Origin of the sequence: Amycolatopsis anabasis, assembly GCF_009765355.1 — a bacterium.
GTDB lineage: Bacteria > Actinomycetota > Actinomycetes > Mycobacteriales > Pseudonocardiaceae > Amycolatopsis > Amycolatopsis anabasis.
Map to the genome: position 1 here is coordinate 203978 of NZ_VTHK01000005.1, position 25890 is coordinate 229867.

At 70.5% G+C, this 25890-nt stretch carries 25 protein-coding genes; 8 read left to right on the top strand and 17 right to left on the bottom strand.

Annotated elements, in window-relative coordinates; translation table 11 throughout:
* Position 1: 1 nt before the first annotated feature.
* Positions 2 to 1237 (bottom strand): MFS transporter, encoded by a 1236-nt coding sequence (locus tag FXO23_RS09065; RefSeq protein WP_158882844.1) that lies wholly within the window; start codon positions 1235 to 1237, stop codon positions 2 to 4.
* Positions 1238 to 1279: 42 nt separating this feature from the next.
* Positions 1280 to 1435: a hypothetical protein gene (locus tag FXO23_RS09070; protein WP_158882846.1), complete on the bottom strand. Its 156-nt coding sequence runs from the start codon at positions 1433 to 1435 to the stop codon at positions 1280 to 1282.
* A 47-nt stretch (positions 1436 to 1482) separates the two neighbouring features.
* Between FXO23_RS09070 and FXO23_RS09075 the strand changes: the two genes are divergently transcribed.
* A complete protein-coding gene (locus FXO23_RS09075) occupies positions 1483 to 1842 on the top strand; it encodes an ArsR/SmtB family transcription factor (protein WP_158882848.1) in 360 nt (119 codons plus the stop codon).
* A 114-nt stretch (positions 1843 to 1956) separates the two neighbouring features.
* On the opposite strand, the gene FXO23_RS09080 is transcribed toward FXO23_RS09075, so the two are convergent.
* Genes FXO23_RS09080 through kstD form a run of 7 tightly spaced genes read right to left on the bottom strand, consistent with a single transcriptional unit; the run spans position 1957 to position 8640 of the window.
* Positions 1957 to 2763 (bottom strand): APH(3') family aminoglycoside O-phosphotransferase, encoded by an 807-nt coding sequence (locus tag FXO23_RS09080; RefSeq protein WP_158882850.1) that lies wholly within the window; start codon positions 2761 to 2763, stop codon positions 1957 to 1959.
* 8 nt (positions 2764 to 2771) lie between these two features.
* On the bottom strand, positions 2772 to 3578 hold the full coding sequence (locus FXO23_RS09085; protein WP_158882852.1) for a methyltransferase domain-containing protein: 807 nt from the start codon (positions 3576 to 3578) through the stop codon (positions 2772 to 2774).
* 60 nt (positions 3579 to 3638) lie between these two features.
* On the bottom strand, positions 3639 to 4496 hold the full coding sequence (locus FXO23_RS09090; RefSeq protein ID WP_158882854.1) for a MaoC/PaaZ C-terminal domain-containing protein: 858 nt from the start codon (positions 4494 to 4496) through the stop codon (positions 3639 to 3641).
* A gap of 11 nt (positions 4497 to 4507) precedes the next feature.
* Entirely contained in the window at positions 4508 to 5539 is a 1032-nt protein-coding gene (locus tag FXO23_RS09095; protein ID WP_158882856.1) for a ferredoxin--NADP reductase, read from the bottom strand.
* Complete coding sequence (locus FXO23_RS09100; protein WP_158882858.1) at positions 5532 to 5798, bottom strand: hypothetical protein; 267 nt, start codon at positions 5796 to 5798, stop codon at positions 5532 to 5534. The genes FXO23_RS09095 and FXO23_RS09100 overlap by 8 nt, the downstream gene beginning before the upstream one ends.
* A gap of 2 nt (positions 5799 to 5800) precedes the next feature.
* The gene (locus FXO23_RS09105; RefSeq protein ID WP_158882860.1) at positions 5801 to 6946 is read right to left on the bottom strand and encodes a 3-ketosteroid-9-alpha-monooxygenase, oxygenase component; all 1146 of its coding nucleotides are present in this window, start codon (positions 6944 to 6946) and stop codon (positions 5801 to 5803) included.
* A complete protein-coding gene (gene kstD / locus FXO23_RS09110) occupies positions 6943 to 8640 on the bottom strand; it encodes a 3-oxosteroid 1-dehydrogenase (protein WP_158882862.1) in 1698 nt (565 codons plus the stop codon). The genes FXO23_RS09105 and kstD overlap by 4 nt, the downstream gene beginning before the upstream one ends.
* Positions 8641 to 8747: 107 nt before the next feature.
* Between kstD and FXO23_RS09115 the strand changes: the two genes are divergently transcribed.
* The 6 genes from FXO23_RS09115 (at position 8748) to FXO23_RS09140 (ending at position 16192) form a co-directional block, all read left to right on the top strand.
* Complete coding sequence (locus FXO23_RS09115) at positions 8748 to 10373, top strand: FAD-binding protein (RefSeq protein ID WP_158882864.1); 1626 nt, start codon at positions 8748 to 8750, stop codon at positions 10371 to 10373.
* Positions 10374 to 10434: 61 nt separating this feature from the next.
* A complete protein-coding gene (hsaA, locus tag FXO23_RS09120; protein WP_158882866.1) occupies positions 10435 to 11613 on the top strand; it encodes a 3-hydroxy-9,10-secoandrosta-1,3,5(10)-triene-9,17-dione monooxygenase oxygenase subunit in 1179 nt (392 codons plus the stop codon).
* Positions 11614 to 11624: 11 nt separating this feature from the next.
* Positions 11625 to 12470 (top strand): 4,5:9,10-diseco-3-hydroxy-5,9,17-trioxoandrosta-1(10),2-diene-4-oate hydrolase, encoded by an 846-nt coding sequence (hsaD, locus tag FXO23_RS09125; protein ID WP_158882868.1) that lies wholly within the window; start codon positions 11625 to 11627, stop codon positions 12468 to 12470.
* Between the two features lie 6 nt (positions 12471 to 12476).
* Positions 12477 to 13382 (top strand): iron-dependent extradiol dioxygenase HsaC, encoded by a 906-nt coding sequence (gene hsaC / locus FXO23_RS09130; protein ID WP_158882870.1) that lies wholly within the window; start codon positions 12477 to 12479, stop codon positions 13380 to 13382.
* Positions 13379 to 13924, top strand: a complete 546-nt coding sequence (gene hsaB, locus FXO23_RS09135) for a 3-hydroxy-9,10-secoandrosta-1,3,5(10)-triene-9,17-dione monooxygenase reductase subunit (protein WP_158882872.1) — start codon at positions 13379 to 13381, stop codon at positions 13922 to 13924. Before hsaC ends, hsaB begins: the two co-directional genes overlap by 4 nt.
* A gap of 882 nt (positions 13925 to 14806) precedes the next feature.
* Entirely contained in the window at positions 14807 to 16192 is a 1386-nt protein-coding gene (locus FXO23_RS09140) for an APC family permease (protein ID WP_158882874.1), read from the top strand.
* Between the two features lie 54 nt (positions 16193 to 16246).
* On the opposite strand, the gene FXO23_RS09145 is transcribed toward FXO23_RS09140, so the two are convergent.
* On the bottom strand, positions 16247 to 17629 hold the full coding sequence (locus FXO23_RS09145) for an MFS transporter (protein WP_158882876.1): 1383 nt from the start codon (positions 17627 to 17629) through the stop codon (positions 16247 to 16249).
* Positions 17630 to 17871: 242 nt separating this feature from the next.
* On the opposite strand from FXO23_RS09145, the gene FXO23_RS09150 reads away from it, so the two are divergent.
* Positions 17872 to 18447 carry a snapalysin family zinc-dependent metalloprotease gene (locus tag FXO23_RS09150; RefSeq protein ID WP_158882878.1) on the top strand — a complete coding sequence of 192 codons (576 nt, stop codon included), beginning with the start codon at positions 17872 to 17874 and terminating at the stop codon, positions 18445 to 18447.
* A 52-nt stretch (positions 18448 to 18499) separates the two neighbouring features.
* Here FXO23_RS09150 and FXO23_RS09155 read toward each other — a convergent pair whose 3' ends face one another.
* The 7 genes from FXO23_RS09155 to FXO23_RS09185 all read right to left on the bottom strand — a co-directional run bounded on the left by FXO23_RS09155 (position 18500) and on the right by FXO23_RS09185 (position 25829).
* Complete coding sequence (locus FXO23_RS09155; RefSeq protein ID WP_158882880.1) at positions 18500 to 19153, bottom strand: HNH endonuclease family protein; 654 nt, start codon at positions 19151 to 19153, stop codon at positions 18500 to 18502.
* A gap of 111 nt (positions 19154 to 19264) precedes the next feature.
* Complete coding sequence (locus FXO23_RS09160; protein WP_246257053.1) at positions 19265 to 20284, bottom strand: fatty acid desaturase family protein; 1020 nt, start codon at positions 20282 to 20284, stop codon at positions 19265 to 19267.
* Between the two features lie 71 nt (positions 20285 to 20355).
* Positions 20356 to 21366 (bottom strand): acyl-CoA dehydrogenase family protein, encoded by a 1011-nt coding sequence (locus FXO23_RS09165; protein ID WP_158882882.1) that lies wholly within the window; start codon positions 21364 to 21366, stop codon positions 20356 to 20358.
* Positions 21366 to 22331: an acyl-CoA dehydrogenase family protein gene (locus FXO23_RS09170; RefSeq protein ID WP_158882884.1), complete on the bottom strand. Its 966-nt coding sequence runs from the start codon at positions 22329 to 22331 to the stop codon at positions 21366 to 21368. The genes FXO23_RS09165 and FXO23_RS09170 overlap by 1 nt, the downstream gene beginning before the upstream one ends.
* Complete coding sequence (locus FXO23_RS09175; protein ID WP_158882886.1) at positions 22328 to 23473, bottom strand: acyl-CoA dehydrogenase family protein; 1146 nt, start codon at positions 23471 to 23473, stop codon at positions 22328 to 22330. The genes FXO23_RS09170 and FXO23_RS09175 overlap by 4 nt, the downstream gene beginning before the upstream one ends.
* Positions 23473 to 24318, bottom strand: a complete 846-nt coding sequence (locus tag FXO23_RS09180) for an enoyl-CoA hydratase (RefSeq protein WP_158882888.1) — start codon at positions 24316 to 24318, stop codon at positions 23473 to 23475. The genes FXO23_RS09175 and FXO23_RS09180 overlap by 1 nt, the downstream gene beginning before the upstream one ends.
* Positions 24318 to 25829 (bottom strand): FadD3 family acyl-CoA ligase, encoded by a 1512-nt coding sequence (locus FXO23_RS09185; RefSeq protein ID WP_158882890.1) that lies wholly within the window; start codon positions 25827 to 25829, stop codon positions 24318 to 24320. Before FXO23_RS09185 ends, FXO23_RS09180 begins: the two co-directional genes overlap by 1 nt.
* Positions 25830 to 25890: the final 61 nt, after the last annotated feature.

Consider the following 25890-nt stretch of genomic DNA (forward strand, 5'->3'; position numbering starts at 1 on the left):
GTCACTCCCGGCCGGTCATGGCGAGCTCGGCGCGGCGGAAGGCGGCGGGCGAGAGCGCGCGCCACACGAACAGCGCCCCGGCGAACTGGATGATCCCGCCCATCACCCAGACACCCCGCAGGTGCCAGTGGGCGGCGACGAAGCCACCGGCCAGGGCGCCCAGCGGGGTCAGCCCCCACGCCAGCGCGCGGTGGCTGGTCAGCACGCGCCCGAGCAACGCGGACGGGGTGAACCGCTGCCTGCTGGACTGCGAGCACACGTTCCACACGAGCGTGGTGGCGCTCAGGGCCATCAGCACCGCACCGACCAGCGGCAGCCACGGCGGCACCACGGCGATCAGCAGCTCGAACAGCGCCACGCAGGTCTGCGCGACGCGCATCGACCACGAGTAGCCCAGCCGCGTCACGATGCGGTGGACGACGAACGACGAAACCACCCAGCCGACGGCCAGGCAGGCGAGCAGCACGCCGTACCCGACCGCGCCGACGTGCAGCACCTGCGTCGCGTAGAGCACGAGCATGGCGCTCCCGGCGCTCGCGGCGAACGAGCCGAGCCCGACGGTCACCGTGATCGATCGCAGCAGCGGGGTGCGGACCAGGTACTTCAGCCCTTCGACGAGTTCGCGTCCCGGATGCGCCCGGGGCGCGGTCACCGGAGCCGAAGAGATGCCGCGGGCCAGGACGAACGCCGACGCCGCCAGCACGCACGCCAGCCACGCGGGCACCCCCGCGCCGAGCGCCAGCAGCAGCCCGGTGACCGGCGGAATGACGAACTGCACGACGCCCAGTTCGATCACCTGCAGCCGCGCGTTGGCCGCGGCCAGCCGCTCCGGGCCCACGAGTTCGGGCACCAGCGCGCCGCTGGCGCCGTGCCCCAGCACCTGCGCCGAGGTCACCACGAACGCCACCACGAGCAGGACCGGCAGGCTCAGCAGTCCGGTCGAACCGGTCGCCGCGAGCGCCAGCGCGGCGCACAGCTGCACCGCGTAGGCCCACGCGAGGACGGTCGTGCGCCGGACGCGGTCGATCAGCACCCCGGCGAACAGCGAGAACAGCAACCACGGCGCCTGACCCACCACGTTCACCAGCGACACTTCGCGCGGATCGGTCGTGAGCGACACCGCGAGCAGCGGCAACGCCGCCAGCAGCAGCCCCTCACCGGCCGAACCGGACACCGCCACCGCCTGCAGCCGCGCCCACCCACCGGTACCGGCCGCCTTGATCGTCCCCGCAGTCATGCTCTGAAGTCTGCCGAAACCGCTGATGGGAGCGCGACGGTTTTAGCTCAGGGCGCAAGGATCGCGGCGCTGCCAGCCGTCCCAGTGCACGACGCTCGCCGGGTCGGTGCGCGGTCCGGGTTCGCAGCTGGTGCCGATCGTGTACGCGATCGGGGTCAGCATGGTCCTGACCGCCCGCCGCGGTTCCGGGTCGGTCACGGATTCGAGAACTGTCAAAGTCTCGAAATCTTGGCTACCCTCGGGCCATGCGTGCGTTGAACCATCCGGAGCTCGGTTCGGTCGAGCTGGCCACCGTGCTGAACGCGCTCGCGGATCCGCTGCGGCTGCGGGTCGTCGGCCAGCTCGCCGAAGCCGGGGGCGTGGTGTGCGGCGCCTTCGACGTGCCGGTGAGCATGTCGACGCTGTCCCACCACCTCAAGGTGCTCCGCGAGGCGGGCCTGCTGCGCGTGATCCCGCAGGGCAGCTTCCGCCGCCACGAACTCCGCCTGGACGAGGTGGAGAACCGCTTCCCGGGCGTCCTGCGCTCGGTGATCGACTGCGTCGAGGACGATCAGTGTTCTTTGGGAGAACTCGCTCCGCGATCACGTCGACAGGGCGCTCCTTGATGTGTGACGCTCGACTTCCGCTGTTGGGGCGCCCTGCCGCCGCGATAGCGGGGCCTTCGGCCGGCGAGTTCCTCGGCGTGAGTCCGCAAGCCGCTCCGGTTTGCAGATGCTCCGTCAGAAGAACTCGTCCAGCAACCGGTAGAACGCGATCCGTTCGACATCGACGTCCCGTTCGCCGTAGCGCGCCAGGAACCGGTCGGCGAGTTCCGGCCCGTACCGCGGATTCAGGTCGTCGGAAGCCAGGCTCCGCGTGGCGAGCGCGAGATCGGCGTACCGATCGGCGACCCCGAGCCGGCCGACGTCGATCACCCCGGTGACCTTGCGGGTGTCCGGATCCAGCAACACGTTGGGCAGGCACAGATCCCCGTGGCACACCACGAGCTCTTCCCGGTCCGGCCGGGTGCGGTCCAGCTCCTCGACCAACCGCGCGGCCGGCCAGCCCGCCCGCTCCTCGTCCAGATCCTCCAGATCGACCAGCCCCGCCTCCGCCGCCTGCCGGGCGTGCGGCACGGTCACCTCGAGCCGCCGGTCGAACGGGCACTCCTCGACCGGCACGGAGTGCAGTTCGCGCGCGAGATCCGCCAGCGCGTCGACCACCTCGCCCCGGTGCTCGGCGGGCCATTCCGCGGCCGCGGACCGCCCGGGCACCGCCGTGGTCACCAGCCAGCTGGACCCGTCCCGCTCGCCCGCTTCCCGGACCTCCGGCGCGGGGAACCCCTGCTCGCGCAACCAGGCGAGCCGCTCGACCTCGGCGAGGGGATGGAAACCGCCGTCCGGATGCGCCGAATGCCCGGCGATTTTCACGTAACAGCCGGGATTTCCGTCCAGCCGCCACACCCCGGCGCCGGAGTACCCCTCCGTCACCCGCACCCAGTCGTGCCGGTCGTACCTTCTCCGCAGCTCGGCGAGCACCTCTTCCATGATCACCACTATCCCGCACCCCGCCACCGGTGGGTCGTGTGTGTTCCGGCCGGTTCGTAAACACTCACGGCCACGATGAACAGGGTTGCCGAGGCGAAGAACGGTTCAGCGGCGAGGTGGTGCAGCCACTGTTCGGCGTCATGTTCGGTGAGGTAGTGCGCGGCGACCGCGCGTGCGGTGACGCGTTGCAGGCCCAGCACTTTGTCGGCCGCTTCCCGGTCGTGGAAGGTGGCCGTGATCGGGATGACCTTGTCGACGGTGAAACCCGCACGGGTGGCCAGCCGCGCCAGTTGCCGGCCGATACCGGCATTGCGCACGGCCTGTTCGGTTACGAAGCGCGTGTACGCACGGGCGACGCCGAGGTCGGGGTAGTCGATGATCAACGTGTCCCAGTCCGGTTCCGCGAACACCGCCCGGCTGCCGGGGCACAGCACCCGTCGCGTCTCGGCGAGTACCGCGGACGGGTCGGCGACATGCTGGAGGACTCGGTCGGTGTGCGCGCGGTCGACGCTGCGGTCGGCGAGGTCAAGGTGGTGGATGTCACCGCGCCGGACCTGGACCTGCGCGAGGGCGCCGGTGCGCTCCCGCGCCTGCTCCACCGCCTGCGGATCGTGATCGACGCCGAGCACGGTGCCGCGGTCACCGGTCGCGTCGGCGAACGCCGGGAGATCCGCACCGGGGCCGCAACCCAGGTCGAGGACCACCTGGCCGGGCCTGATCTCGAGTTCGGCGAGCGCGAGCGCCTTGTAGCCGCGGCCGAGGTCCGAGGCCGCCAATCGCAGCAGGTAGTCCTCGGGCTTCGTGGTCTCGAACAACGATCATCTCCGGGTCACCGGGGATCCCGAAAGCGCGCGCACTTTCGGGATCCCGGGGGGCTAAGCGGGGATCAGGGTGGCGTTGGTGAGGACGGGGGTGTCGCGTTCCACCGAGGTGGTGGTGAGGACGAGGCGGTCGGCTTCGCGCCAGACGGTGGTGCGCAGGGTTTCGCCGGGCAGCACGATCCCGGCGAACTGCGCGGAGAACGTGCCGACGCGGGTCACGTCGGCGTCCAGCACCGCGTCGGTGACCGCCTTGGCGACCACGCCGTAGGTGCACAGGCCGTGCAGGATCGGCACGTCGAATCCGGCGGCGCGGGCGAACTCGGGATCCGCGTGCAGCGGGTTGCGGTCGCCGCAGAGGCGGTACAGCAGCGCCTGCTGGGGGAGGGTCGGCGTGTCGATCACGGCGTCCGGCTCGCGGGCGGGCGGTTCGACACGTTCCGAGGAGCCGCGTTTGCCGCCGAAACCGCCTTCGCCGCGGGCGAAGATGCTCGAGCGAGCCGTCCACAGTGGACTGCCATCGGCGGCGATCGTTTCGGTTTCCTGGATGACGACCGCGGCCTTGCCCTTGTCCAGGACGTCGGCGATCCGGGTGCGCGAGGTCGCCTTGCCCTCGGGCGGAATGGGCCGGTGGGCGGTCACCGACTGGGTGCCGTGCACGACCTTGGCCAGGTCGATTTCCAAGCCGGGGAAGGAAACCTTGGGCGGTTCGGAGTTGTGGAAGGTCGCCGCCACGGTCGCGAAGGTCGGCAGCACGCGCAGGTCGCGTTCGTAGGCGTACCGCAGCTCGTGCGGGTCGGTGGGGTTCCCGCCCGCGCCGAGCGCCAGGTGGTAGAGCAGGACGTCCGAGGCGGTCCAGGAGAACGTGACCTCGCCGAGTTCGGCGCCGATGGCGACCTCGGGATCAATCGGCATACCGGGAACTCCTATTCGTAGGTGACCGAGACGTCGTCGGTGAGCGGGATGGACTGGCAGGCCAGGATGATCCCGTCCGCCAGGTCCTCCGAGTCGAGCACCTCGTTGTTGAGCATCTTGACCTCGCCCGAGGTGATCCGGCAGGCGCACGCGCTGCACTGGCCTTCGCGGCAGGAAAACGGCGCGTCGAGGCCCTTGTCGAGCAGGACGTCCAGCAGTTTTTCCCGGCGGGGCCAGGAGAACTCGTGCTGGGCACCGTCGAGTTCGACCGACAACGCCGTCGGTTTCTCCGGTTCGGGCGGCGCCTCGGCCGGTTTCGCGGCCTCGAACGGGTTGCCGCCGAGCGAGATGAAGCGTTCGACGTGGATGCGCTGGCGCGGAAACTCCAGCTCCTTCAACGCCCCGCGCGCGGCGTCCATGAAGGGCCCGGGGCCGCAGATGAACGCGTCGTACTCGGCGAACGGGGCGGCCAGCGTGCGCAGGTGCGCCTGACTCGGCAGGCCCTGGACGGATTCCAGCCAGTGCAGCACCACCAGCCGGTCGGCGTGTTCGCGGCCCAGCGCGGCCAGCTCGTCCGCGAAGATGACCGACCGCTCGTCGCGGTTCGCGTAGACCAGGACGATCCGGCCGGAGCCCTCGCGCAGCGCGGTCTTCAGGATGGACATCACCGGGGTGATGCCGCTGCCCCCGGCGAACAGCAGCAGATCCGCGTCGAAGGACTTCGGGGTGAAGACCCCGGCGGGCGGCAGGACCTCGATCTCCATGCCCGCGCACACGTTGTCGCAGATCCAGTTCGACCCGTAGCCGTCGGCGGTCCGCTTCACGGTCACCTTGAGCGCGCCGTCCTCGTGCGGCGCGCTGGACAGCGAGTAGCAGCGCGCGACCGAACCGGTCTGCTCGCTGGGCACCCGCAGGGTGAGGAACTGCCCGGGCCGGTACCGGAACGCCTCGGCCCGGTCACCGGGGATCCGCAGGACGACCGACCGGGCGTCCGCGGTCTCGGCGACCACTTCGGCCACGGTCAGCTTGTGCGACTCAACCATCCGCTACCTCGAGTTCGCCCGCGCGCACGGCGTCGGAGATGCTCTCCGACAACCGCTCGCAGGTGTCCAGCAGGGCCGTGTTCGCCCCGTCCGCGGCCCGTTCGGCGAAGACCGGGCAACTGGCCGAGGCGTCCGTGGTCCACTGTATGCTCGTGTGCTTCCAGCTGTTCTTCTTGACCAGCACGCAGGTTCCGCAGGCGCGGCAGGTGTGCGGCCGCAGCCCGCCGGAGAGGAACTCCTGCAGCTCGGTGCGCGCCACGATCAGACCCCGGCCTGTTCGGCCTGCTGGCGGGCCAGGTTCTCGGCGACCTCCTGCGCCCAGACCTCGTTGGCCCGGGTGGTGTCTACCTCGAACTCGAAGCGCCGGGTCATGTCCTCGCTGACGTCGGCGACGTCCACGTAGAACTGCTCGTACCAGCGGCGGAGCTGGTAGACCGGGCCGTCCTCCTCGCACAGCAGGGGATTGTCGATCCGGGTCTTGTTCTTCCAGATCTCCACGTCCTGCAGGAAACCGACGCCGATGCTCTTGGCGAACTTCCCGGCGATCTTGTCCGCCTGCTCGTCGGACACCCCGGGCAGCTTCTTCACGCTCACTCCCCACTGCAGCACGAACGAGTTCGCGGTGACCGGGTAGTGGCAGTTGATCAGCACGTTCTCGATCTCGAAACCCTTGTAGGTGTTGAGCAGCGTGTTGATCATGTACGACGGGCCGTAGTAGGACGCCTCCGAGCGCAGCAGGTTCTCCTCGCCGCCGTAGTTGGACGCCATGCCCATGTCCGGGCGGCCCTTGGTGTTGAGGTACTGCGTCGCGATGTGCCCCTCGAAGACGTTCTTGAAGTAGGTCGGGAAGGCGTAGTGGATGTAGAAGAAATGCGCCATATCGACCATGTTGTCCACGATCTCGCGGCAGTTGGAGCCCTCGATCAGCACCGAGTCCCAGGTCCAGTTGCTCCACTCGCCGTTGAACACGCCCTCGATGCGCGGGATGACCACGTCGTCGGGCGGCGGGTTGCCCTCCGGGTCGTTCCACACGAAGAGCTGCTTGTTCTCCTCGAGCGTGCGCCAGGTCCGCGTCCGGGCGCGCAGCGGAACCCGTTTGGCATAAGGGATCGAGACGCACTTGCCGTTGCCGTTCCAGCGCCAGTCGTGGAACGGGCAAGCCACCTCGTCACCCTTGATCGTGCCCTGGGTGAGGTCACCGCCCATGTGCCGGCAGTACCCGTCGAGCACGTGCAGCTTGCCGTCGCTCTGGCTCTGGAAGACCACCAGCTTGGTGCCGAAGGCGTTGATGGCGTGCGGCTTGCCGTCCTTGAAGGAGTCGGCGAGGCCGAGGCAGTGCCAGCCACGGGCGAACCGGGCCGGGGGAGCGCCCGCGTCGATGGTCCGTACGGCTTCCGCCTGGGTCATTGCGAACCTCCAGATGCCTGCTCAACCGTTGAGCGATCTTGATTGTTCGCGGCGAGATGTTCCGCCGCAAGGTAGCCGAAGACCATGGCCGGGCCGATCGTCGCGCCGGGCCCGGCGTAGGTGTGGCCCATCACCGCGGCGCTCGCGTTGCCCGCCGCGTACAGGCCCTCGATCACCGAACCGTCCTCGCGCAGCACCCGCGCGCTGGTGTCGGTGCGCAACCCGCCCTTGGTGCCCAGGTCGCCCGGGACGACCTTGATCGCGTAGTACGGCGCGACCTCCAGCGGGCCGAGGCTCGGGTTCGGGCGGTTGCGCGGGTCGCCGTAGTAGTGGTCGTAGGCGCTCTCACCGCGGTGGAAGTCCTCGTCGACGCCGCCGCGGGCGAACCCGTTGAACCGCTCGATCGTCGCCCGCAGGCCCGCGGCCGGGACGCCGATGCGCTCGGCCAGCTCGTCCAGGGTGCCCGCCTTGGCCGCGATCCCCGCCTTGAACCAGCGGCCCGGCAGGGGCTGGCGCGGGCCGAGACCGGTGAACATGTACCGGTTGCGGTAGCGCTGGTCGAACACCAGCCAGGTCGGGATGTTGCGGCCCGGGCCGTCCCCCTCGCCGTACATCGCGTGCACCGCCTCGACGTACGGCGCGGATTCGTTGACGAACCGCTCGCCGCGGTCGTTGATCAGCACGCAACCGGGGCGGGACCGTTCGGCCAGCGCGAACCACGGGCCGCCGGTCAGCGGGATGGACGGGCCCCACCAGGCGTCGTCCATCAGGTCCACGGCCGCGCCGAGTTTGAGCCCGGCGTTGATGCCGTCGCCGGTGTTGGCCTTCGCGCCGACCGTCCACTCGACCCCGATCGGGGCGCGCTGGTACTTGGTGCGCATCTCCTCGTTCTGCTCGAAGCCGCCGGACGCGAGGACCACGCCCCGGCGGGCGCGCAGCACGACCTCCTCGCCGTCCCGCCGGACCAGCACGCCGGTGACCCGGTCGCCCTCGGTGCGCAGGTCGAGCAGCGGGGTGTTCAGCCAGACCGGCACGTCGTGGCGCAGCAGCCCGGCACGCAGGCCGGCGGACAGGGCCTGGCCCATGGACAGCAGTTTCTTCCCGGTGAGCCGCCCGGCCAGCCAGCGCCCGCCGAGCCGGAACACCCGCAGGATGCCGCGCGGGTGCCGCCCGATCAGGCTCAGCCAGCGGTAGTCGGCCTGGGTGATCGGCACGCCGAGCGGCGCCGCGCTGTACGGCTTCTCCAGGTTCGCGAGTTCGGCGCCGAGGACGCGGGCGTCGAACGGTTTCGGCTCGACCGAACGCCCGCCGGGCCGCCCGCCGGGGGCCTCGGGGTGGTAGTCGGAGTAGTCCTTCACCCAGCGCAGGCGCAACGGGGTGTGCTCGTGCACGAACGACACCACCTCGGGGCCGCGGTCGAGGAAGGCGTCGCGCCGGTCGGCGGGCACGACGTCTCCCACGATCGCCGCCAGGTATTGCCGGGCGAGTTCGGGGTCCTCCTCGATACCGGCGGCCCGCAACGCCTCGTTGCCGGGGATCCACACCCCGCCTCCCGATCGGGCCGTGGATCCGCCGTACCGGGCCGCCTTCTCGAGGACCACCACCGAGAGGCCGTGGTGCGCGGCGGCCAGCGCGGCCGTCATCCCGGCGGCTCCGCTGCCGACCACGACGACGTCGAATTCGCTCTCCGACATGCGACCTCCGGCCTCGACCTGCAACACGTTATAGCGCGACGGCAGCCAGGTGGCAGCCGCAGTTGTCACCATAGACGAGAACGTGTTTCAGTTCTAGGGTGAGGAATGTGACGCAACGGGCGGCCGAAGCGGCCGATGTGGTGGTGGTCGGGTTCGGTGCGGCGGGCGCCTGCGCGGCGATCGAAGCCGCCGACGCGGGCGCCGACGTGCTGGTGGTGGACCGGTTCTCCGGCGGCGGCGCGAGCGCGGTCAGCGGGGGCGTGGTCTACGCGGGTGGCGGCACCGCGCAGCAGCGCGCGGCCGGGGTGGACGATTCGGTCGAGGCGATGTACGACTACCTCCGCCTCGAGGTCGGCGAGGTCGTCGCCGAGCGGACGCTGCGCCGGTTCTGCGCGCAGAGCGCGGACATGATCACCTGGCTGGAGGGCAACGGGGTGCCGTTCGAAGGCAGCCTGTGCCCGTACAAGACGTCCTATCCGAACGACGACTACTACCTGTACTACTCCGGGAGCGAGGCGGCCGGGGGTTTCCGCGACGTGGCGAAACCGGCGCCGCGCGGCCACCGGGCCAAGGGACCGGGCACCTCGGGGAAACTGCTGTTCGCGCGGCTCGCCGAGGCCGCCCGGCGGCGCGGCGTGCGCGTCCTGCCGCAGACCGCGGCCCAAGAGCTGATCACCGACGAGACGGGCGCCGTGACCGGCGTGCGCGTGCGGACCCTGCGCGACGCCCCGGCCTGGGCCCGCACCGCGCACCGGCTGTTCGGGAAGTACGCCGCGAAACCGGGGTTGTACGTGCCCGCGATGCGCAAGGCGCTGCACCGGCGCGCGGTCCGGCTGGAACGCCGGTACGCGCGGGACCTGGAGATCACCGCGCGGCGCGGGGTGGTCCTCTCCGCGGGCGGGTTCATCGCCAACCGGGACCTGGTCCGCGAGCACGCGCCCGCCTACCGCGGCGGCCTCGCGCTGGGCACCTCGGCCGACGACGGCTCCGGGATGCGGCTCGGGGTCGAAGCCGGCGCGGCGACCGGTGAACTGGACCGGATCTCGGCGTGGCGGTTCATCACGCCGCCGAGCGCGTTCCTCGGCGGGGTGCTGGTCGACGCGCACGGGACGCGGATCATCGACGAATCGCGGTACGGGGCCGCGGTCGGCGAGGCGCTGGTCACCCGGCACGGGGGCCGGGGCTGGCTGCTCGTGGACGACGCGATCGTGCGCGAGGCCCGGCGGACCGCGCGCGGGCAGAGCCAGTGGTTCCAGTGGTTGCAGGCTTTGTACCTGCTCCGGCGCGGTCGCGTCACCGGGAAGTCCCTGGCCGAGGTCGCCCGGCGGGCGGGGGTGGACGCGGACGGGCTCGCCGCGACCGTCGAGGCGTACCACGCGGCGGCGCGCGCGGGCGACGACGATCCGGCGGGCAAACCCGCGGAGTTCGTCCGGCCGTTGACCACGCCGCCGTATTCGCTGGTGGACGTGTCGGTCAAACCGAACCTCGGGTACCCGTGCCCGATGCTGACGCTCGGCGGCCTGGTGGTGGACGAGGACACCGGGCAGGTACGGGACGGCAACGGCGTGCCGATCGGCGGACTCTACGCCGCGGGCCGGTCCGCGGTAGGAATCTGTTCTAGGGCGTATGTGAGCGGTCTCTCGTTGGCCGATTGCGTCTTCTCCGGGCGTCGAGCTGGGCAGAACAGTGCGCTGGCGCACGGCAATCTCGACAAAAACGAGAACGTGTTCTAGTCTCAGGCGGACGGTTGGGATCAAGTCCAAACAACTTTCGTGAGCGAGGGACGGGCAGAGGATGAGCGAGCAGGGCACCCAAGAGGTGATCGCCGGGGTCGAGGAGTTGCTGCCCACCCTGCGCGAGCGGGCGCAGGACACCGAGGACGCCCGCCGGATCCCGGACGAGTCCATCAAGTCGTTGCAGGAGGTCGGATTCTTCCGGCTGCTGCAGCCCAAGCGGTACGGCGGCTACGAGGCCGATCCGGTGACCTTCTACAGCGCGGTCAAGCTCATCGCGAGCGCCTGCGGTTCGACCGGCTGGGTCGCCTCGATTCTCGGTGTGCACCCGTGGCACCTCGCGCTGTTCGACGCGCAGGCGCAGGAGGACGTGTGGTCCGAGGGCCTGGACACCCGGATCTCCTCGTCGTACGCGCCGATGGGCAAGGCGCAGATCGTCGACGGCGGCTACCGGCTGACCGGGCGGTGGAGCTTCTCCTCCGGTTGCGACCACGCGACCTGGGTGCTGCTCGGCGGGCCCGCGTTCGACGCCGAGGGCAAACCGGTCGACTTCTGCACCTACCTGCTGCCGATTTCGGACTACACGATCGAGGACGTGTGGGACACGGTCGGCCTGCGCGGCACCGGCAGCAACGACGTGATCGTGAACGACGTGTTCATCCCGAAGCACCGCGCGCTGAGCTTCATGGCCACCTCGAAGTGCAAGACGCCGGGGCAGGAGGTGAACCCCGGGCCGCTGTACCGGCTGCCCTACGGTTCGGTGCACCCGAGCACGATCACCGCGCCGATCATCGGGATGGCCCAGGGCGCCTACGACGCGCACGTGGAGTACCAGGGCAAGCGGGTCCGCGCGGCGTACGCGGGTGAGCAGTCCAAAGAGGACCCGTTCGCCAAGGTGCGGATCGCCGAGGCGGCCAGCGAGATCGACGCCGCGTGGCTGCAGCTGACGCACAACATCGACGAGCTGTACCAGCTCGCCCGCAAGGGCGAGAAGCTGCCGTTCGCCACCAGGCTGCGCGTCCGGCGGGACCAGGTGCGCGGCACCGAACGCGCGATCGCGGCGATCGACCGGCTCTTCGAGAACTCCGGCGGCCGCGCGCTGAAGGCGGGCACGCCGATCCAGCGGTTCTGGCGGGACGCGCACGCCGGTCGCGTGCACGCCGCCAACGACCCCGAACGCGCCTACACGATGTTCGGCACCGGCGCGTTCGGGCTCCCCGTCGAAAACGCGATGGTGTAAGGGAAACCGCGATGACCGAGGGCAAGTACGTCGAGGCGCGGCCCGGATTGCGGCTGCACTACCACGAATCCGGTGCGGAGCACGCGGAAACCGTGGTGCTGCTGCACGGCGGCGGTCCGGGTGCGTCGGCGTGGAGCAACTTCTCCCGCAACATCCCGGTGTTCGGCAAGCACTTCCGCACGATCGCCGTGGACCAGCCGGGGTTCGGGCGATCGGGCAAACCGACCGAGCATCCGCAGTACTTCACGCACAGCGCGGAGGCGGTGATCGGTTTGCTCGACGCGCTCGGCGTCGAAAAGGCCCACTTCGTGGGCAATTCACTGGGCGGCGGTGCGGCGGTCCGGCTCGCGCTGAACCATCCGGACCGGGCCGGGCGGCTCGTGCTGATGGGGCCGGGCGGGCTGAGCGTCAACGTGTTCGCGCCCGATCCGACCGAGGGCGTGAAGAACCTCGGCCGGTTCGCGGCTCCGCCGGGGCCGAGCAAGGAAAAGCTCGAGGCGTTCCTGCGGGTGATGGTGTACGACCAGTCGTTGATCACCGACGAGCTGGTCGAGGAGCGGTTCGCGGCGGCGAGCACGCCGGAGTCGCTCGCGGCCATGCGCGCGATGGGCGCCTCGTTCGTGAATCCCGAGACGTACGAACAGGGCATGCTGTGGCGGGAAGCGCACCGGCTGCGGCAGCGGGTGCTGCTGATCTGGGGCCGGGAGGACCGGGTCAACCCGCTCGACGGCGCGCTGGTCGCGCTGAAGACCATCCCGCGGGCGCAGTTGCACGTGTTCGGCCGCTGCGGGCACTGGGCGCAGCTGGAGAAGTTCGACGAGTTCAACCGGCTGGCCATCGACTTCCTGAACGGGTGAGGACATATGGGGATTCGTTCGCTGGGTTATCTGCGCATCGAGGCCACCGACATCCCGGCCTGGCGCGAGTACGGGCTCAAGGTGCTCGGCATGATCGAGGGCAAGGGCACCAATCCGGACGCCCTGTACCTGCGGATGGACGATTTCCCGGCGCGGCTGGTGATCTTCCCCGGGGAGGCCGACCGGCTCGCGCAGGCGGGCTGGGAGGTCGCCAACGCCGGTGAACTCGACGAGATCCGGCAGCGGCTGGAGTCGAACGGCGTGCCGTACAAGGAAGGCACCGCCGAGCAACGCGCGGACCGGCACGTGGACGAGCTGATCGTGTTCGACGACCCGTCCGGGAACACGCTCGAGGTCTTCCACGGCGTCGCGCTGCAGCACCGGCGGGTGGTCAGCCCGTACGGCCACCGGTTCGTCACCGAGGAACAGGGGCTCGGGCACGTCGTCCTGTCCACGCACGACGACGAGGCCGCGCTGCGGTTCTACCGGGACGTGCTCGGCTTCCGCCTGCGCGACTCGATGAAACTGCCGCCGCAACTGGTCGGCCGTCCCGCCGACGGGCCGCCGGCGTGGCTGCGGTTCTTCGGCTGCAATCCGCGCCACCACAGCCTCGCGTTCCTGCCGATGCCCACGCCGAGCGGGATCGTGCACCTGATGGTCGAGGTGGAGAACACCGACGACGTCGGCTTGTGCCTGGACCGCGCGCTGCGGCGGAAGGTGCCGATGTCGGCCACGCTGGGCCGCCACGTCAACGATCTGATGCTGTCCTTCTACATGAAGACGCCCGGCGGCTTCGACGTCGAGTTCGGCTGCGAGGGCCGCCAGGTCGACGACGAGAGCTGGATCGCGCGGGAGAGCACCGCGGTTTCCTTGTGGGGACACGACTTCACCGTCGGGGCCAAGCAGTCATGACCGCCGAGATGGTGGCCGTGGATCCGGTGCGGTTCCGCTCGGTCCTCGGCCACTTCTGCACCGGCGTCGCGGTGGTGACCGGATGCGACGGCGATCGGCCGGTCGGGTTCGCCTGCCAGTCGTTCGCCGCGCTTTCCCTGGAACCGCCGCTGGTGCTGTTCTGCCCGGCCCGGACCTCGCGCACCTGGCCGGTGCTCGAGCGGGCCGGGCGGTTCGCGGTGAACGTGCTCGCCGGGAGCCAGCGCGAAGTCAGCGCGGTGTTCGGCGCGCGGGGCGCGGACAAGTTCGCCGAAGTCGACTGGTCGCCCGCGCCGTCCGGGGCGCCCCTGCTCGACGGGGCGCTGACCTGGATCGACTGCGCGCTGGAAACCGTGCACGAAGCCGGTGACCACTACGTCGTGGTGGGCCGGGTGACCGCACTCGGCGGCACCTCGGACGAACGCCCGCTGCTGTTCCACCGCGGCCGGTACACGGTCACCGAATCGCTCACCGGCACCCTCGACCCCCTGCTCACCTGGCCCCGGCCGGACGACTGGTTCTAGGAGCCTGGTGGGGTCGTGAGTGTTCGGACCGGTTAGAACCGGACTCTCATTTGGTCACCTGCTTGTGACCTGGCGTTTCCGTTCGACGAGCCGCACTTGGCCGACAAAGTGTGAAACCGGGCGGGTGGTGGTGCTCGGAGGTACCCAATGCGGCGTTCGGTACCTTCAACGCCCCGAAAGCCACAGTGGTGTCCTCCGGATACCGGCACAGCCGCACCGTGTGCCCCGCGAGCATCTCGCGCACCGAACGCCGCATTGACGCAGGCTCGCCTACCGGAACGGGGAACTCGGCCTACCGGAACGGGGAACACACGCGACCAGAACGAGGGACTCGCGGCGGGCGGGGATCCCGCTGGCGCGTGTCCCCCGTTTCGGACGTGCGAGTCCCTCGTTTCGGTAGGCCGAGTTCCCCATCTCGGTAGGCGCCCCCCAGGGCACCCCCGACGAGCACGGCCTCGTTGCGGTCCCTCCTAGCCGACAAAGTGCGACGAGCATTGGGGTGGCAGCCCCAGGCGGCACCTGCACGCCCAGACCGGTCACCGTCTCTTGTAAGGGAACCAAGTCTGAGGGTCGTGAGCGTTCCGGGCAGTTAGAACCGCCCGGAACACTCACGACCCAGCCGCATAGGGATCGCCGGAAAGGCCGGTACGGAAATCCGTTGGTGCGGTGAGGCGCCTGCGGTTCACGCAGCTCTCGATGCGGAATGTCCAGTTGAGCGCCTGCGTGAGTCGGCATCATGCGTTTCTCATTGCCGGAGAATCTGCCAGTCACGGCACACTCGCGGGAATTCGGGCGATCCGGTTAGGCCGATCAACGGTTCCGCGAGGGCGGCCCGCGGGCCACCATGGGCTAGGACAACATCGACTTCCCTCCGGAGCCGCGATGTCCCCGCCCAGTACGGCCCTGGCCACCGACCGGCTCGGCGTGCCCGCCGTCGTGTTCTTCGTGATCAGCGCCGCCGCGCCGCTGACCGTGGCGGCCGGGGTGGTGACCACCGGGTACGCGGTCACCGGGCTGATCGGCCTCCCGCTGGCGTTCGTGGTCGTCGCCGCCGTGCTCGCGCTGTTCTCCGTGGGCTACGTGGCCATGGCCCGGCAGGTCGCCAACGCCGGTGCGTTCTACACCTACCTGACGCACGGGCTGGGGCGGCCCGCCGGGGTCGGCGGCGCCTGGGTGGCGTTGCTCGCCTACAACGCCCTGCAGGTCGGGCTCTACGGCGCGATCGGCGTCGCCACCGCGCCGCTGCTGCGGGACTGGTTCGGCCTGAACGTGGCCTGGTGGGTGCTCGCGCTGATCACCTGGGCGATCGTGGCCGTGCTCGGGATCCAGCACATCGAGGTGAACGGCCGGGTGCTGGCGGTGCTGCTGGTGGCCGAGATCGCGATCACGCTGGTCTACAGCGCGGCCTCGCTCGCGCACCCCGCCGAGGGCGCGGTCAGCTTCCGCCCGCTCGCACCGGGCACGCTGTTCGCGCCGGGCCTCGGGGCGGTCCTCTCGATCGCGGTGCTCGGGTTCGTGGGATTCGAATCCTCGGTCGTGTTCAGCGAGGAGACTCGCGATCGGCGCCGGACCGTGCCGATCGCCACCTACCTTTCGATCACCCTGATCGGCGCGCTGTACGCGCTGTCCTCGTGGGCGATGAGCGTGGCCACCGGCCCGGACCGGATCGTCGACGCCGCTCGGGAGCAGAGCACGGAGTTGATCTTCGGGCTGGCCGGGGCGCAGCTGGGCAGCGCGTTCAGCACGGCGGGGCACGTCCTGTTCGTCACGAGCGTCCTCGCCGCCGCGATTTCCTTCCACAACACCATCGCGCGGTACATGTTCGCGCTCGGCCGCGATCGCGTCCTGCCCGCCGCCCTGGGCCGGACGCGCTCGGGCTCCCCGGTGGCGGGTTCGCTCTGCCAGAGCGTCTTCGCCCTCGCGGTGATCGTCACGTACGCGATCACCGGCGCGGATCCGCTCGTGCACCTCTTCTACTGGTGCGGCACCTCCGGCGGGTTCGGCGTCCTGCTGCTCATCACCGCGACCTCGGTGGCCGTCGTCGCGTTCTTCGTCCGGCACCCGTCCGGGGAGTCGGTGTGGCGGCGCGTGATCGCCCCGGTCCTGGCCGCGCTCCTGCTCCTCGGGGTCGCGGGTCTCGCCCTGGCCAACTTCACCACGTTGCTCGGGGTCGCCCCGGATTCCCCGCTGCGCTGGGTCGTTCCCGGCATGTACCTGGCCGTCGCCGTACTCGGTGCGGGCTGGGGTTTCGCGGTGCGGGCGCGATGACCGAACTCGGCACGCGGGTCACCGGTCTGGTCGCGCTGGTGCTCGGCGGACCGGTCACGCCTGCGGGCGGGCCGCCGATGTGGCGGGATCCTTCGCCGAGCCGGCGATGGTTTCCAGGGATTCGCCGGTGGTGCGGGGGCCGAGCAGCGCGATGTCCGCGATGAGCACCGCCATGGCCACCGCGACGACGGTGAACAGGGCGCCCGGGCCGCTGTCCTCCAGCACCGGGATGAGCACGAACGGCATCGCCGCGGTGGCCAGGCGGGACAGCGAATAGGCCGATCCCGCCGCCGTCGCGCGCAACGAGGTGGGGAAGAGTTCGCCCTGGTAGGTGTGGAAGGCGTTGGAGAAGACGTTGCTGACGGCCGTGTAACAGAAGCCGAGCAGCCCGATGAGCACGCCGGAACTCGCGTACCCGAAGCCGAGCCCGAAGACGGCCATCCCCAGCGCGCTGCCGACGATCAGCCACTTCCGTTGCACGCGTTCGATGATCGGGATGGACAGCGCGGAGCCGATCGGGTAGCCGAGGAAGGTGATCGCGCTGAAGGTCAGCGAGTGGACCAGGCTGAATCCCTTGGCCGCGAGCACGATCGGCACCAGGGAGCCGAAGCCGTAGTAGCCGAACGCCTGCAGGAGCTGGAAGGCGTAGAGCATCACCGTGCGGCGGCGCCATGGCGGGCGCAGCAGCGCGGAGGCCCGGTGCGGTTCGGGCGGTTCGGGGAACCGGGTGTCCGGTTCGGGCAGCGTCCCCTTCGCGGACCGTTCCAGGCGGCGGACCACCCCGTCGGCCTCGTCGTGCCGTCCCTGGGCGGCCAGCCAGCGGGGTGACTCGGGGAGCGCGGCCCGCAGCACCCACACGATCGCCGCGCCCAGCGCGCCGATGACGAACAGCCAGCGCCAGCCGTCCACCCCGAGCGGTGCCGTGCCGACCAGGGCGCGCGCGAGGAACCCGGCGGCGGGGACCCCGCAGAAGCCGATCGTGTAGGCCCAGGCCGTCGCCCGGCCGCGCGATTTGGCGGGGAGCAGATCGGCGAGGTAGGCGTCGGCGAGCGGGAGTTCGGCGCCGATGCCGATCCCGGCGATGAACCGGCAGATCACCAGCATCCACACGTCCGTGCTGAACGCGCCGAGCAGGGTGAACAGCGAGTACGTGCCCAGGGTGAGCAGGAACGCGCGGCGGCGCCCGATCCGGTCGGCGAGCCGCCCCAGCGTCACCGCGCCGACGAAGGCGCCCAGGAACGCCGACGCGAGCAGCGGTTTCAGCTCGCCGCTGGAGACGCCGAACTCCTTGGACAGCACCGTGCTGACCGTGCTCGCGAGGAACAGGTCGTACAGGTCGAAGAACGTGGCCACCCCGACCACGGCGATCAGATACCGGTGCAACCGCGTCACCGGCAACCGGTCCAACCGCGCCGCCACCGTCACCTGATCACCCATGCGCCGAACCTACCCGCCCCGCGAGTTCGGCACCCGGGCACGCGACCGGAGTGAGGAACTCGCGGGTGGGCGGGCATCTTCGTCCTGCGGGGCAGGATTGTCAAGGTTGTCGATTGGTTGGTAATTCACCACTTCAAGATCGGTACGAAAGTTGGATGCTCGGGTAGCGATGGGTGCATAGATTCACTCGTCAAGCGCGCGCGGTACTTGTCACTTTCCCTGCAATGGCAAGGAGTTCCGCCATGTCCTTGAGGTCCTTCGTGTCCGGCGCCGTCGGTGTCGCGGTCCTGACGCTTCCGCTCACCGCCGGGCAGGCCGTCGCGACCCCGCGGCAAGCCGCCCCGCGGGCCGCGATCCCGGTGACCACGGTCTACTACGACGCCTCCGGGGCGCCGTCGTTCCGCGACGTGATCGCCGCGGGCGCCGCCAACTGGAACCGGGCCGTCTCGAACGTGCAGCTGAAGGAGAGTTCGTCCGGCGCGACGCTGCGCTACACCGAGGGCAACGATCCCCAGGGTTCCTACGCCGAAACCGACGGCCACGGCAACGGCACGATCTTCATCGACTACACCCAGGCCCAGCAGTACGACAAGACCCGGATCGCCGCGCACGAGACCGGCCACGCGCTCGGCCTGCCGGACCACTACGAGGGTCCGTGTTCCGAGCTGATGTCCGGCGGCGGCCCCGGCCCGTCCTGCCACAACGCCAACCCGAACTCCGAGGAATCGGCCCGGGTCCAGCAGCTGTGGGCGAACGGCCTGCTCGCCCGCGGTGTCCTGCAGCGCATCTACGACTCGGCCCTCGCGTCGGCGCGCTAGCACGGAACGGAACGGGCCGTGGCCGGAAACTCCCGGCCACGGCCCGCCGGCGTCAGCAGGTGCCGAGCAGGCTCTGCAGCGCCGACTTCTCGGACGACTGGAGCTTCAGGCCCCAGTGGTACTTCACGTGGATCCACATCTTGGCGTAGGTGCACCGGTAACCCGACACCGACGGCACCCAGCTCGCCGGGTCCTTGTCCCCCTTGGCCTGGTTCACGTCGTCGGTCACCGCGATCAGCTGCGGGTAGGACAGGTCGTTCGCGAAATCCTGCCGCTTGCCGGTGGTCCAGGAGTTCGCCCCGGACCGCCACGCCTCGGCCAGCGGCACCACGTGGTCGATGTCCACATCGGACGCCGCATGCCAGGTCGCGCCGTCGTACGGGCTGAACCAGCTGCCCGAGGTCGACGCGCAGGCGCCGCCGACGACGACGTTCGTCCCGTCCCGTTTGAGCACGGTCTCCCGGGTGTTGCAGGTGCCCGAGATCGTGATCCAGTGCGGGAACTTGTCGCGGGAGTACCCGGTCAACGAGCCTTCGGTGGCCACCGTCAGCGCGTTCAGCTCGCTCTGCGCGGTGGCGGCGCTGGGGATGTTCGGCGGGGTGGCCGAGGCGGACGGCGGCAGCGCGACGAACAGCGCCGCGAGAGCCGACAGCAGGACGACAAGGAACAGCGAAACGCGCCGGGTGACGGCGAAGGAACTGGGCATGCGGACTCCTGGCAGGGTTCGGGAGAGCGAGCCCCACAACCGTTGGTGCCGCAGGTTGCCGCAGCGTCACGCCGATGTTGCGAATTCCCGACACACCGGGGAACAACGCCGTCACTCCCGGATCGGGGCGCCCACGCGGTGCAGGTGGCGCAGCGCCTCGGCCCACGAGGCGATCAGCCCGGTCTCGTGGTAGGGCAGCCCGAGTTCGGCGCAGTACTCCCGCACGATCGGCTGCGCGCGGCGCAGGTGCGGGGACGGCATGCTCGGGAACAGGTGGTGCTCGATCTGGTAGTTGAGCCCGCCCATCGCGTTGTCCACGAACCGGCCGCCGCGCACGTTGCGCGTGGTCAGCACCTGGCGGCGCAGGAAGTCGAGCTTCTCACCGGGCTTCAGCATCGGCATGCCCTTGTGCCCGGGCGCGAACACCGAACCCATGTAGATCCCCCAGAGCCCCTGGTGCACGGCGAAGAACACCAGCGCCTGCAGCGGGGTCAGCACCACCAGCAGCGCGGTCACGTACAGCACGACGTGCGCGATCAGCAGCGTCGCCTCGACGCCGCGGTGCTTCAGCTTCGGGTTGAACAGCGCCCGGAAACCGGAAACGTGCAGGTTGAGGCCCTCGAGGGTGAGCAGCGGGTAGAACCAGAACGCCTGCCAGCGCCCGAAGAACCGGGCGATGCCCTTGCTCGAGCGCGCCTGGTCTTCCGACCAGACCAAAATGTCCGGATCGACGTCCGGATCGAGTTCCTCGTGGTTCGGATTGGCGTGGTGGCGGGTGTGCTTGTCCATCCACCAGCCGTAGCTCATCCCGACGCCGAGGTTCCCGGCGATCCACCCGGCGAGCTGGCTCGGCCGGCGGGTGCGGAACACCTGCCGGTGCGCGAGGTCGTGGGAAACCAGCGCGACCTGGCCGAACAGGATCGCGAAGAAGGCCGCCACGAGCAGTTGCCACCAGGAGCTGCCGAGCAGGAAGAAGGTGACGAGACCGGCGGCGTAGAGGCCGCCGATGATGCCGATCCGGGCCGTGTAGTAGCCGGGCCGCCGCTTGAGCAGGCCGGCCCGGGTTATTCGCTGGGACAGCCGCGCGAAATCGCTGCCGGTCTCGGTGAGTACCGCGGAGTTTGTGGTCACACGGACCAGCCTGGCGACCTTCACCCCGGGTAAGAATCCCGTGCGCACCCCTGTCCATACGGGGGTTGGCCCTACCGCCCCGGGACCACCCGCGCGAGATACTCGTGCGGCTGCCCGAACAGTTGCGCGCTGGAATGCGCGCGTTTGAAGAACCGGTGGGCGTCGTGCTCCCAGGTGATGGCGATCCCGCCGTGCAACTGGATCATCTCGGCGGCCACCGCGGAGAACGCCTCCGAGCAGTACGTCTTGGCGACCGCGGCGAGCCGGGACCGATCCTCCTCGACCGGCGCGTAGGCCGCCGAGCGCGCGGTTTCCACCAGCACGTGCAGATCGGCCATCCGGTGTTTCAACGCCTGGAAACCGCCGATCGGCCGCCCGAACTGCTGCCGCTGCCGGGTGTATTCCACGGTCAGCTCGAGCGCCCGGGCCGCCGCGCCGACCTGCTCGGCCGCGAGCGCCAGGCAGGCGGTGTCGCGAACCCGCGCCAGCCCGGTCCGGAAGTCCCCGCCGATCCGCCGGGCGGTGGCGCCGGTGAACTCCGCGGTGGCCAGCCCGCGCGTCTGGTCCATCGCGGGGGAGCGGGTGACGCGTACCGCGTCCTGGCCGGGATCGACCTCGAACAGCCCGATCTCGCCGCCGAGACCGGCGACCACCAGCAGGGTGCGCGCGAGGTCGCCGTCCACCACGTAATGCGCGGTACCGTCCACTGTGTATTCGTCGGCGGCGGTCAGGGCGGGTGTTTCGAGGGACCACCCGGTTTCGCCAGCCCAGGCGAGCGCGGTGATCGCGCCCTCGGCCATGCCGGGCAGCAGCCGGGCGCATGCCGCCGAGTCGCCGGATTCGAGCAGCGCGGCGGTGGCGAGCACGGCCGAGCCGAGGAACGGTACGTCCGCCAGCGCCCGGCCGATTTCCTCGGCGACCACCTGGAGTTCGGCGACCCCGGCCCCGGCGCCGCCGTATTCCTCGGGAATCGCGAGCCCGGCGACCCCGATCTGTTCGCACAGCACCGGCCACGGATCGCGGGAGGAGTCCAGGAGCTTCCGCACGGCGTCGGCCAGTGCCTGCTGTTCCTCGGTACGCATCAGCGGGCCGCCACCACCGCGTCGAGCACCCGCGACCGGTGGAACGCACCCGTGCCCCAGGCCGCGGCGAGCGCGCGCACCTTGCCCAGCCGCAGGCCGAGGGCGTGTTCGGCGGTGTAGCCGATCGCCCCGTGCACCTGCAGCCCGGTCCGCGCGGCGAGCCGGGCCGCGTCCGCCGCGGCGGCTTTCGCCGCCGACACGTCCCGCGCCCGGGTGGCCGATCCGGTGCTGATCGCCAGCCCCGCCGCGTGCAGCAGCGGCCGGGCCAGTTCGAGCGCGGTGGCCACGTCCGCGAGCAGATGCTTGACCGCCTGGTACTGGCCGATTTCCTTGCCGTACTGCTTGCGTTGCTTGGCGTAGGCGACCGAGGCGTCGAGCAGCCACTGGCCGGCGCCGAGCGACTGCGCGGCGGTGGCCAGCGCACCCTGGTCGAAGGCGAGCCCGGCATCCCGGGCGACGCTGATCTGCTCACCCGCCACCGGCTCGGACAGGCGGCGGGCGGAGTCCACAGAGGACAAAGGACGCCCCGCCGTGAAGGTGCGCAGACACGTGCCGTCCACCAGAACCCTCGCCTCGGCCACCTCCGCGTCCAGGGCATACGGAACGTGCGGGGGCCAGGCGACCGAGGCGAGCGTCTCGCCCGCCGCCACCCCGGCCAGCACCTCGTCGTCGAGCAGGGCGGGCAGGACGGCGACCGTGTCCACCCACGGCCCGGGCACCGCGTGGTAGCCGAGTTTCTCGAAGGCCACCACCAGATCGACGGCGTCCGCGCCGATCCCGTCGAACCGCTCCGGGACGGCGAGCGCGGTGACCCCGAGTTCGGCGAGCCGCCGCCACAGCTTCACCCCGCCCTCGTGCTCGCCCGCCGCCCACGCCCGGGCGATGGCATAGGTGTCCACATCGGACAGCAACGCGTCGATGCTGTCCGCGAACTGGTGCTGTTCGGGGGAAAGCGCGAACCTCATCGATCACCTCGGGGGAGTCCCAGCAGCCGCTCGGCCACCGTGTTGCGCTGGATCTGGTCGGTGCCGCCGTAGATCGGCCCGGCGAGCGAGAACAGCCAGCCGTCGGCCCAGCTCCGCTCGCCGCGCAGTTCGGCCTCCGGGCCGAGCAGGTCCAGCGCGGTCTCGTGCAGATCGACGTCCAGATGCGACCAGAAGAGCTTGTTGACGCTCGACTCCGGCCCCAGTTCGCCGCCCGCCTCGAGCCTGCTCACCGTGCCGAACGTGTAGAGCTGGTAGGCCCGCGCGCCGATCCACGCGTCCGCCACCCGGTGCGCGAGCGCGGTGTCGGCCGGGTCGCCGGTGCGCGACCACTGCTCGACCAGGCGGTCCGCGGCGGCGAGGAAGCGGCCGGGGCTGCGCAGGGACAGGCCGCGCTCGTTGTTCGCGGTGGTCATCGCGACCCGCCAGCCGTTGCCCGGTTCGCCGATCACGTCGGCGTCCGGGACGAACACCTCGTCCAGGAAGATCTCGGCGAACCCGGGCTCGCCGTCGAGCTGCGGGATCGGCCGCACCCGCACGCCGTCCGCGCGCAGGTCGATCATGAAGTAGGTCAAACCCTTGTGCCGCTTGCTTTCCGGGTCACTGCGGAAGAGCCCGAACGCACGGTCGGCGTAGGTCGCCCGGGAACTCCAGGTCTTCTGCCCGGAGAGCAGCCAGCCCCCCTCGGTGCGGGTGGCCGTGCTGCGCAGGGCGGCGATGTCGCTGCCCGCCTCCGGTTCGGACCACGCCTGCGCCCAGACCTCCTCGCCGCGCGCCATCTTCGGCAGGACGCGCCGCCGCTGCTCGTCGGTGCCGTGCGAGAACAGGGTCGGCGCGAGCATGAAGATGCCGTTCTGGCTCACCCGGCCGGGCGCGCCCGCCGCGTAGTACTCCTCCTCGAAGAGCACCCACTCCAGCAAGGACGCGTCCCGGCCGCCGAATTCGCGCGGCCAGGAGACCACGGACAGCCGGGCGTCGGCGAGTTTCGCCTCCCATTCCCGGTGCCGGGCGAATCCCTCGGCGGTGTCGAAGGACGGCAGGGGCTGCCGGGGCACGTTGTCCGCGAGCCAGCCCCGCACCTCGTCCCGGAAAGCCCGGGCCTTCTCGTCGATTTCGAGGTCCATCAAGACTTCCTGTTCGCGTCGCGCATCGAACGCGCGTCCTGGCCGCCGAGCGAGTCCCCGCCGGAGACCTCGGCGTTGTGGGCGTGGGCGAAGTGGTGCAGGCCGAATACCGAGTCCATCCCGGCGCGCATCCCCATCAGATCCTCGGCCTGGTTGACCGCCTTCTTGGTCAGCGCGAGCCCGAACCGCGGCATCTCGGCGATCTTCTCCGCCAGCGCCAGGGTTTCGGACTCCAGATCGGCGCGCGGCACGATCCGGTTCAGCATGCCCCATTCCTTGGCCTGCTGGGCGGTGAACCGCTCGCCGGTGAACAGCACCTCCTTGGCCGCCCGGGGGCCGAGCACCCACGGATGCGCGAAGTATTCGACGCCCGGAATTCCCATGCGCACCACCGGATCGGCGAAGAAGGCGTCGTCCGAGGCGACGATCAGATCGCACACCCAGGCGAGCATCAGCGCGCCCGCGATGCACGCGCCCTGCACGCTGGCGATGGTCGGCTTGGGGATTTCCCGCCAGCGGCGGCACATCCCGAGGTAGACCTCGGATTCGCGGGCGAACCGGAGATCGCCGCCCTCCTTGTCCGTGTGGTCCCACCACAGCACGGCCTTGCGGTCGAAGGGAACGTCCACGTCCCGGCCGGGGGTGCCGATGTCGTGGCCCGCGGAGAAGTGCTTGCCCGCACCGGCCAGCACGATCACCTTGACCTCGTTGTCGTCCACCGCCCGCGTGAACGCCTCGTCCAGGGCGTAGGTCATCGCCGAGTTCTGCGCGTTGCGGTATTCGGGGCGGTTCATGGTCACCAGCGCGACCGGTCCGCGCCGTTCGTAGCGGACGACTTCTGCCATCAGGACTCCTTCTCCCGCAACACGCGTTTCAGCACCTTGCCCGACGGATTGCGCGGCAGTTCCGCGGTGAACTCGACGTGCCGGGGAACCTTGTAGTTCGCCAGGTTCTCCTTGGCGTACGCGATCACGTCCGCTGTGGACAGATCGGTTTTCGGTACCACGTAAGCCTTGCCCACTTCGCCGAGCCGGGCGTCGGGCACGCCGATCACCGCCGATTCGGCCACCCCGGGCAGCCGCGCGAGGACCTGTTCCACCTCCGCCGGGTACACGTTGAACCCGCCGCAGATGTACATGTCCTTGATCCGGTCGGTGATCTTCAGGTAGCCGCGCTCGTCGAGCACGCCCACGTCACCGGTGTGCAGCCAGCCGTCGGCGTCGATCGCCTTGGCGGTGGCCTCGGGGTCGTCGAGGTAGCCGAGCATCACGTTCGGGCCGCGCAGGAGGATCTCGCCGGTGTCCCCGGCGATCTTCACTTCGAAGCCCGCGGTGGCCCGGCCGGAGGTGCGGGCGACGGTTTCCGCGTCGTCTCCCGCGCGGCACATGGTGACCACCACGGCCTCGGTCAGGCCGTAGGCGGTGAGCACGGTTTCGAAGCTCAGCTCCGCCTGCATCCGTTCCACCAGGGCGACCGGGACCGTGGCCGCGCCGGTGACCGCGAGCCGCAGGCTGGACAGGTCGAAGTCGCCGCGGTTCGGGGCGTCGAGCATGACCTGGTAGATCGTCGGGGCGCCGGGAAGCACGGTGACCCGCTCGGCTTCGATGAGCCGCATCGCCCGCTCGACGTCGAAGGTCTGCTGGGGGAGCAGGGTGGCGCCGGTCAGCAGGGCGACCAGGATCCCGGCCTTGTAGCCGAAGCTGTGGAAGAACGGGTTGATCACCAGGTAGCGGTCGCTTTCGGTGACCGCGCCGCAGTCCGCCCAGGCCTCGGCGACCGCGAGCGCCTGGCGGTGGCTGGTCATCGCGCCCTTGCTGCGCCCGGTGGTGCCGGAGGTGAACAGGATGTCGCTGACGTCCCCGGGCCGCACCGTGGCCGCGCGGGCGTCGACCTCGTCGAGGTCCGCTGCGCGGCCTTCGAGATCGGCCCAGTCGATGACCCCGGGTTCGCGGGCCGGTTCGCCCTCGACCGGAATCCGCAGCACCACACCGGGCCGGGCGTCGCCGAGTTCGGCCAGCCGGTCCCGGCCCAGGAACTCGCCCGCGACCACCAGCGCGCTCGCCCTGCTGCGTTCGAGGATGTCCCGCGTTTCCGGGCCGGTGAATCGGGTGTTGATCGGCACCAGGGTGGCCCCGAGGTGCAGGGCGGCCAGGGCCGCGGTCACCCAGTGGTGGGTGTTGGGCGAGCAGACGGCCACCCGGTCGCCGGGCCGGATCCCCTCGGCGAGGAACACGCCCGCGCATCGGCGGACCTGCCGGTACAGCTCCGCGTAGGTCAGCCGGACCGGTCCGTCCACCACCGCTTCCCGGTCGGCGAACCGTTGTGCCGCCCGGGTGAGTGCCGCCGGAATCGTCATCGCCCATCTCCCTAGCAAGTGCTTGGTAGGGTAACGTACGGATCGACGGCGGGTCCAGTGG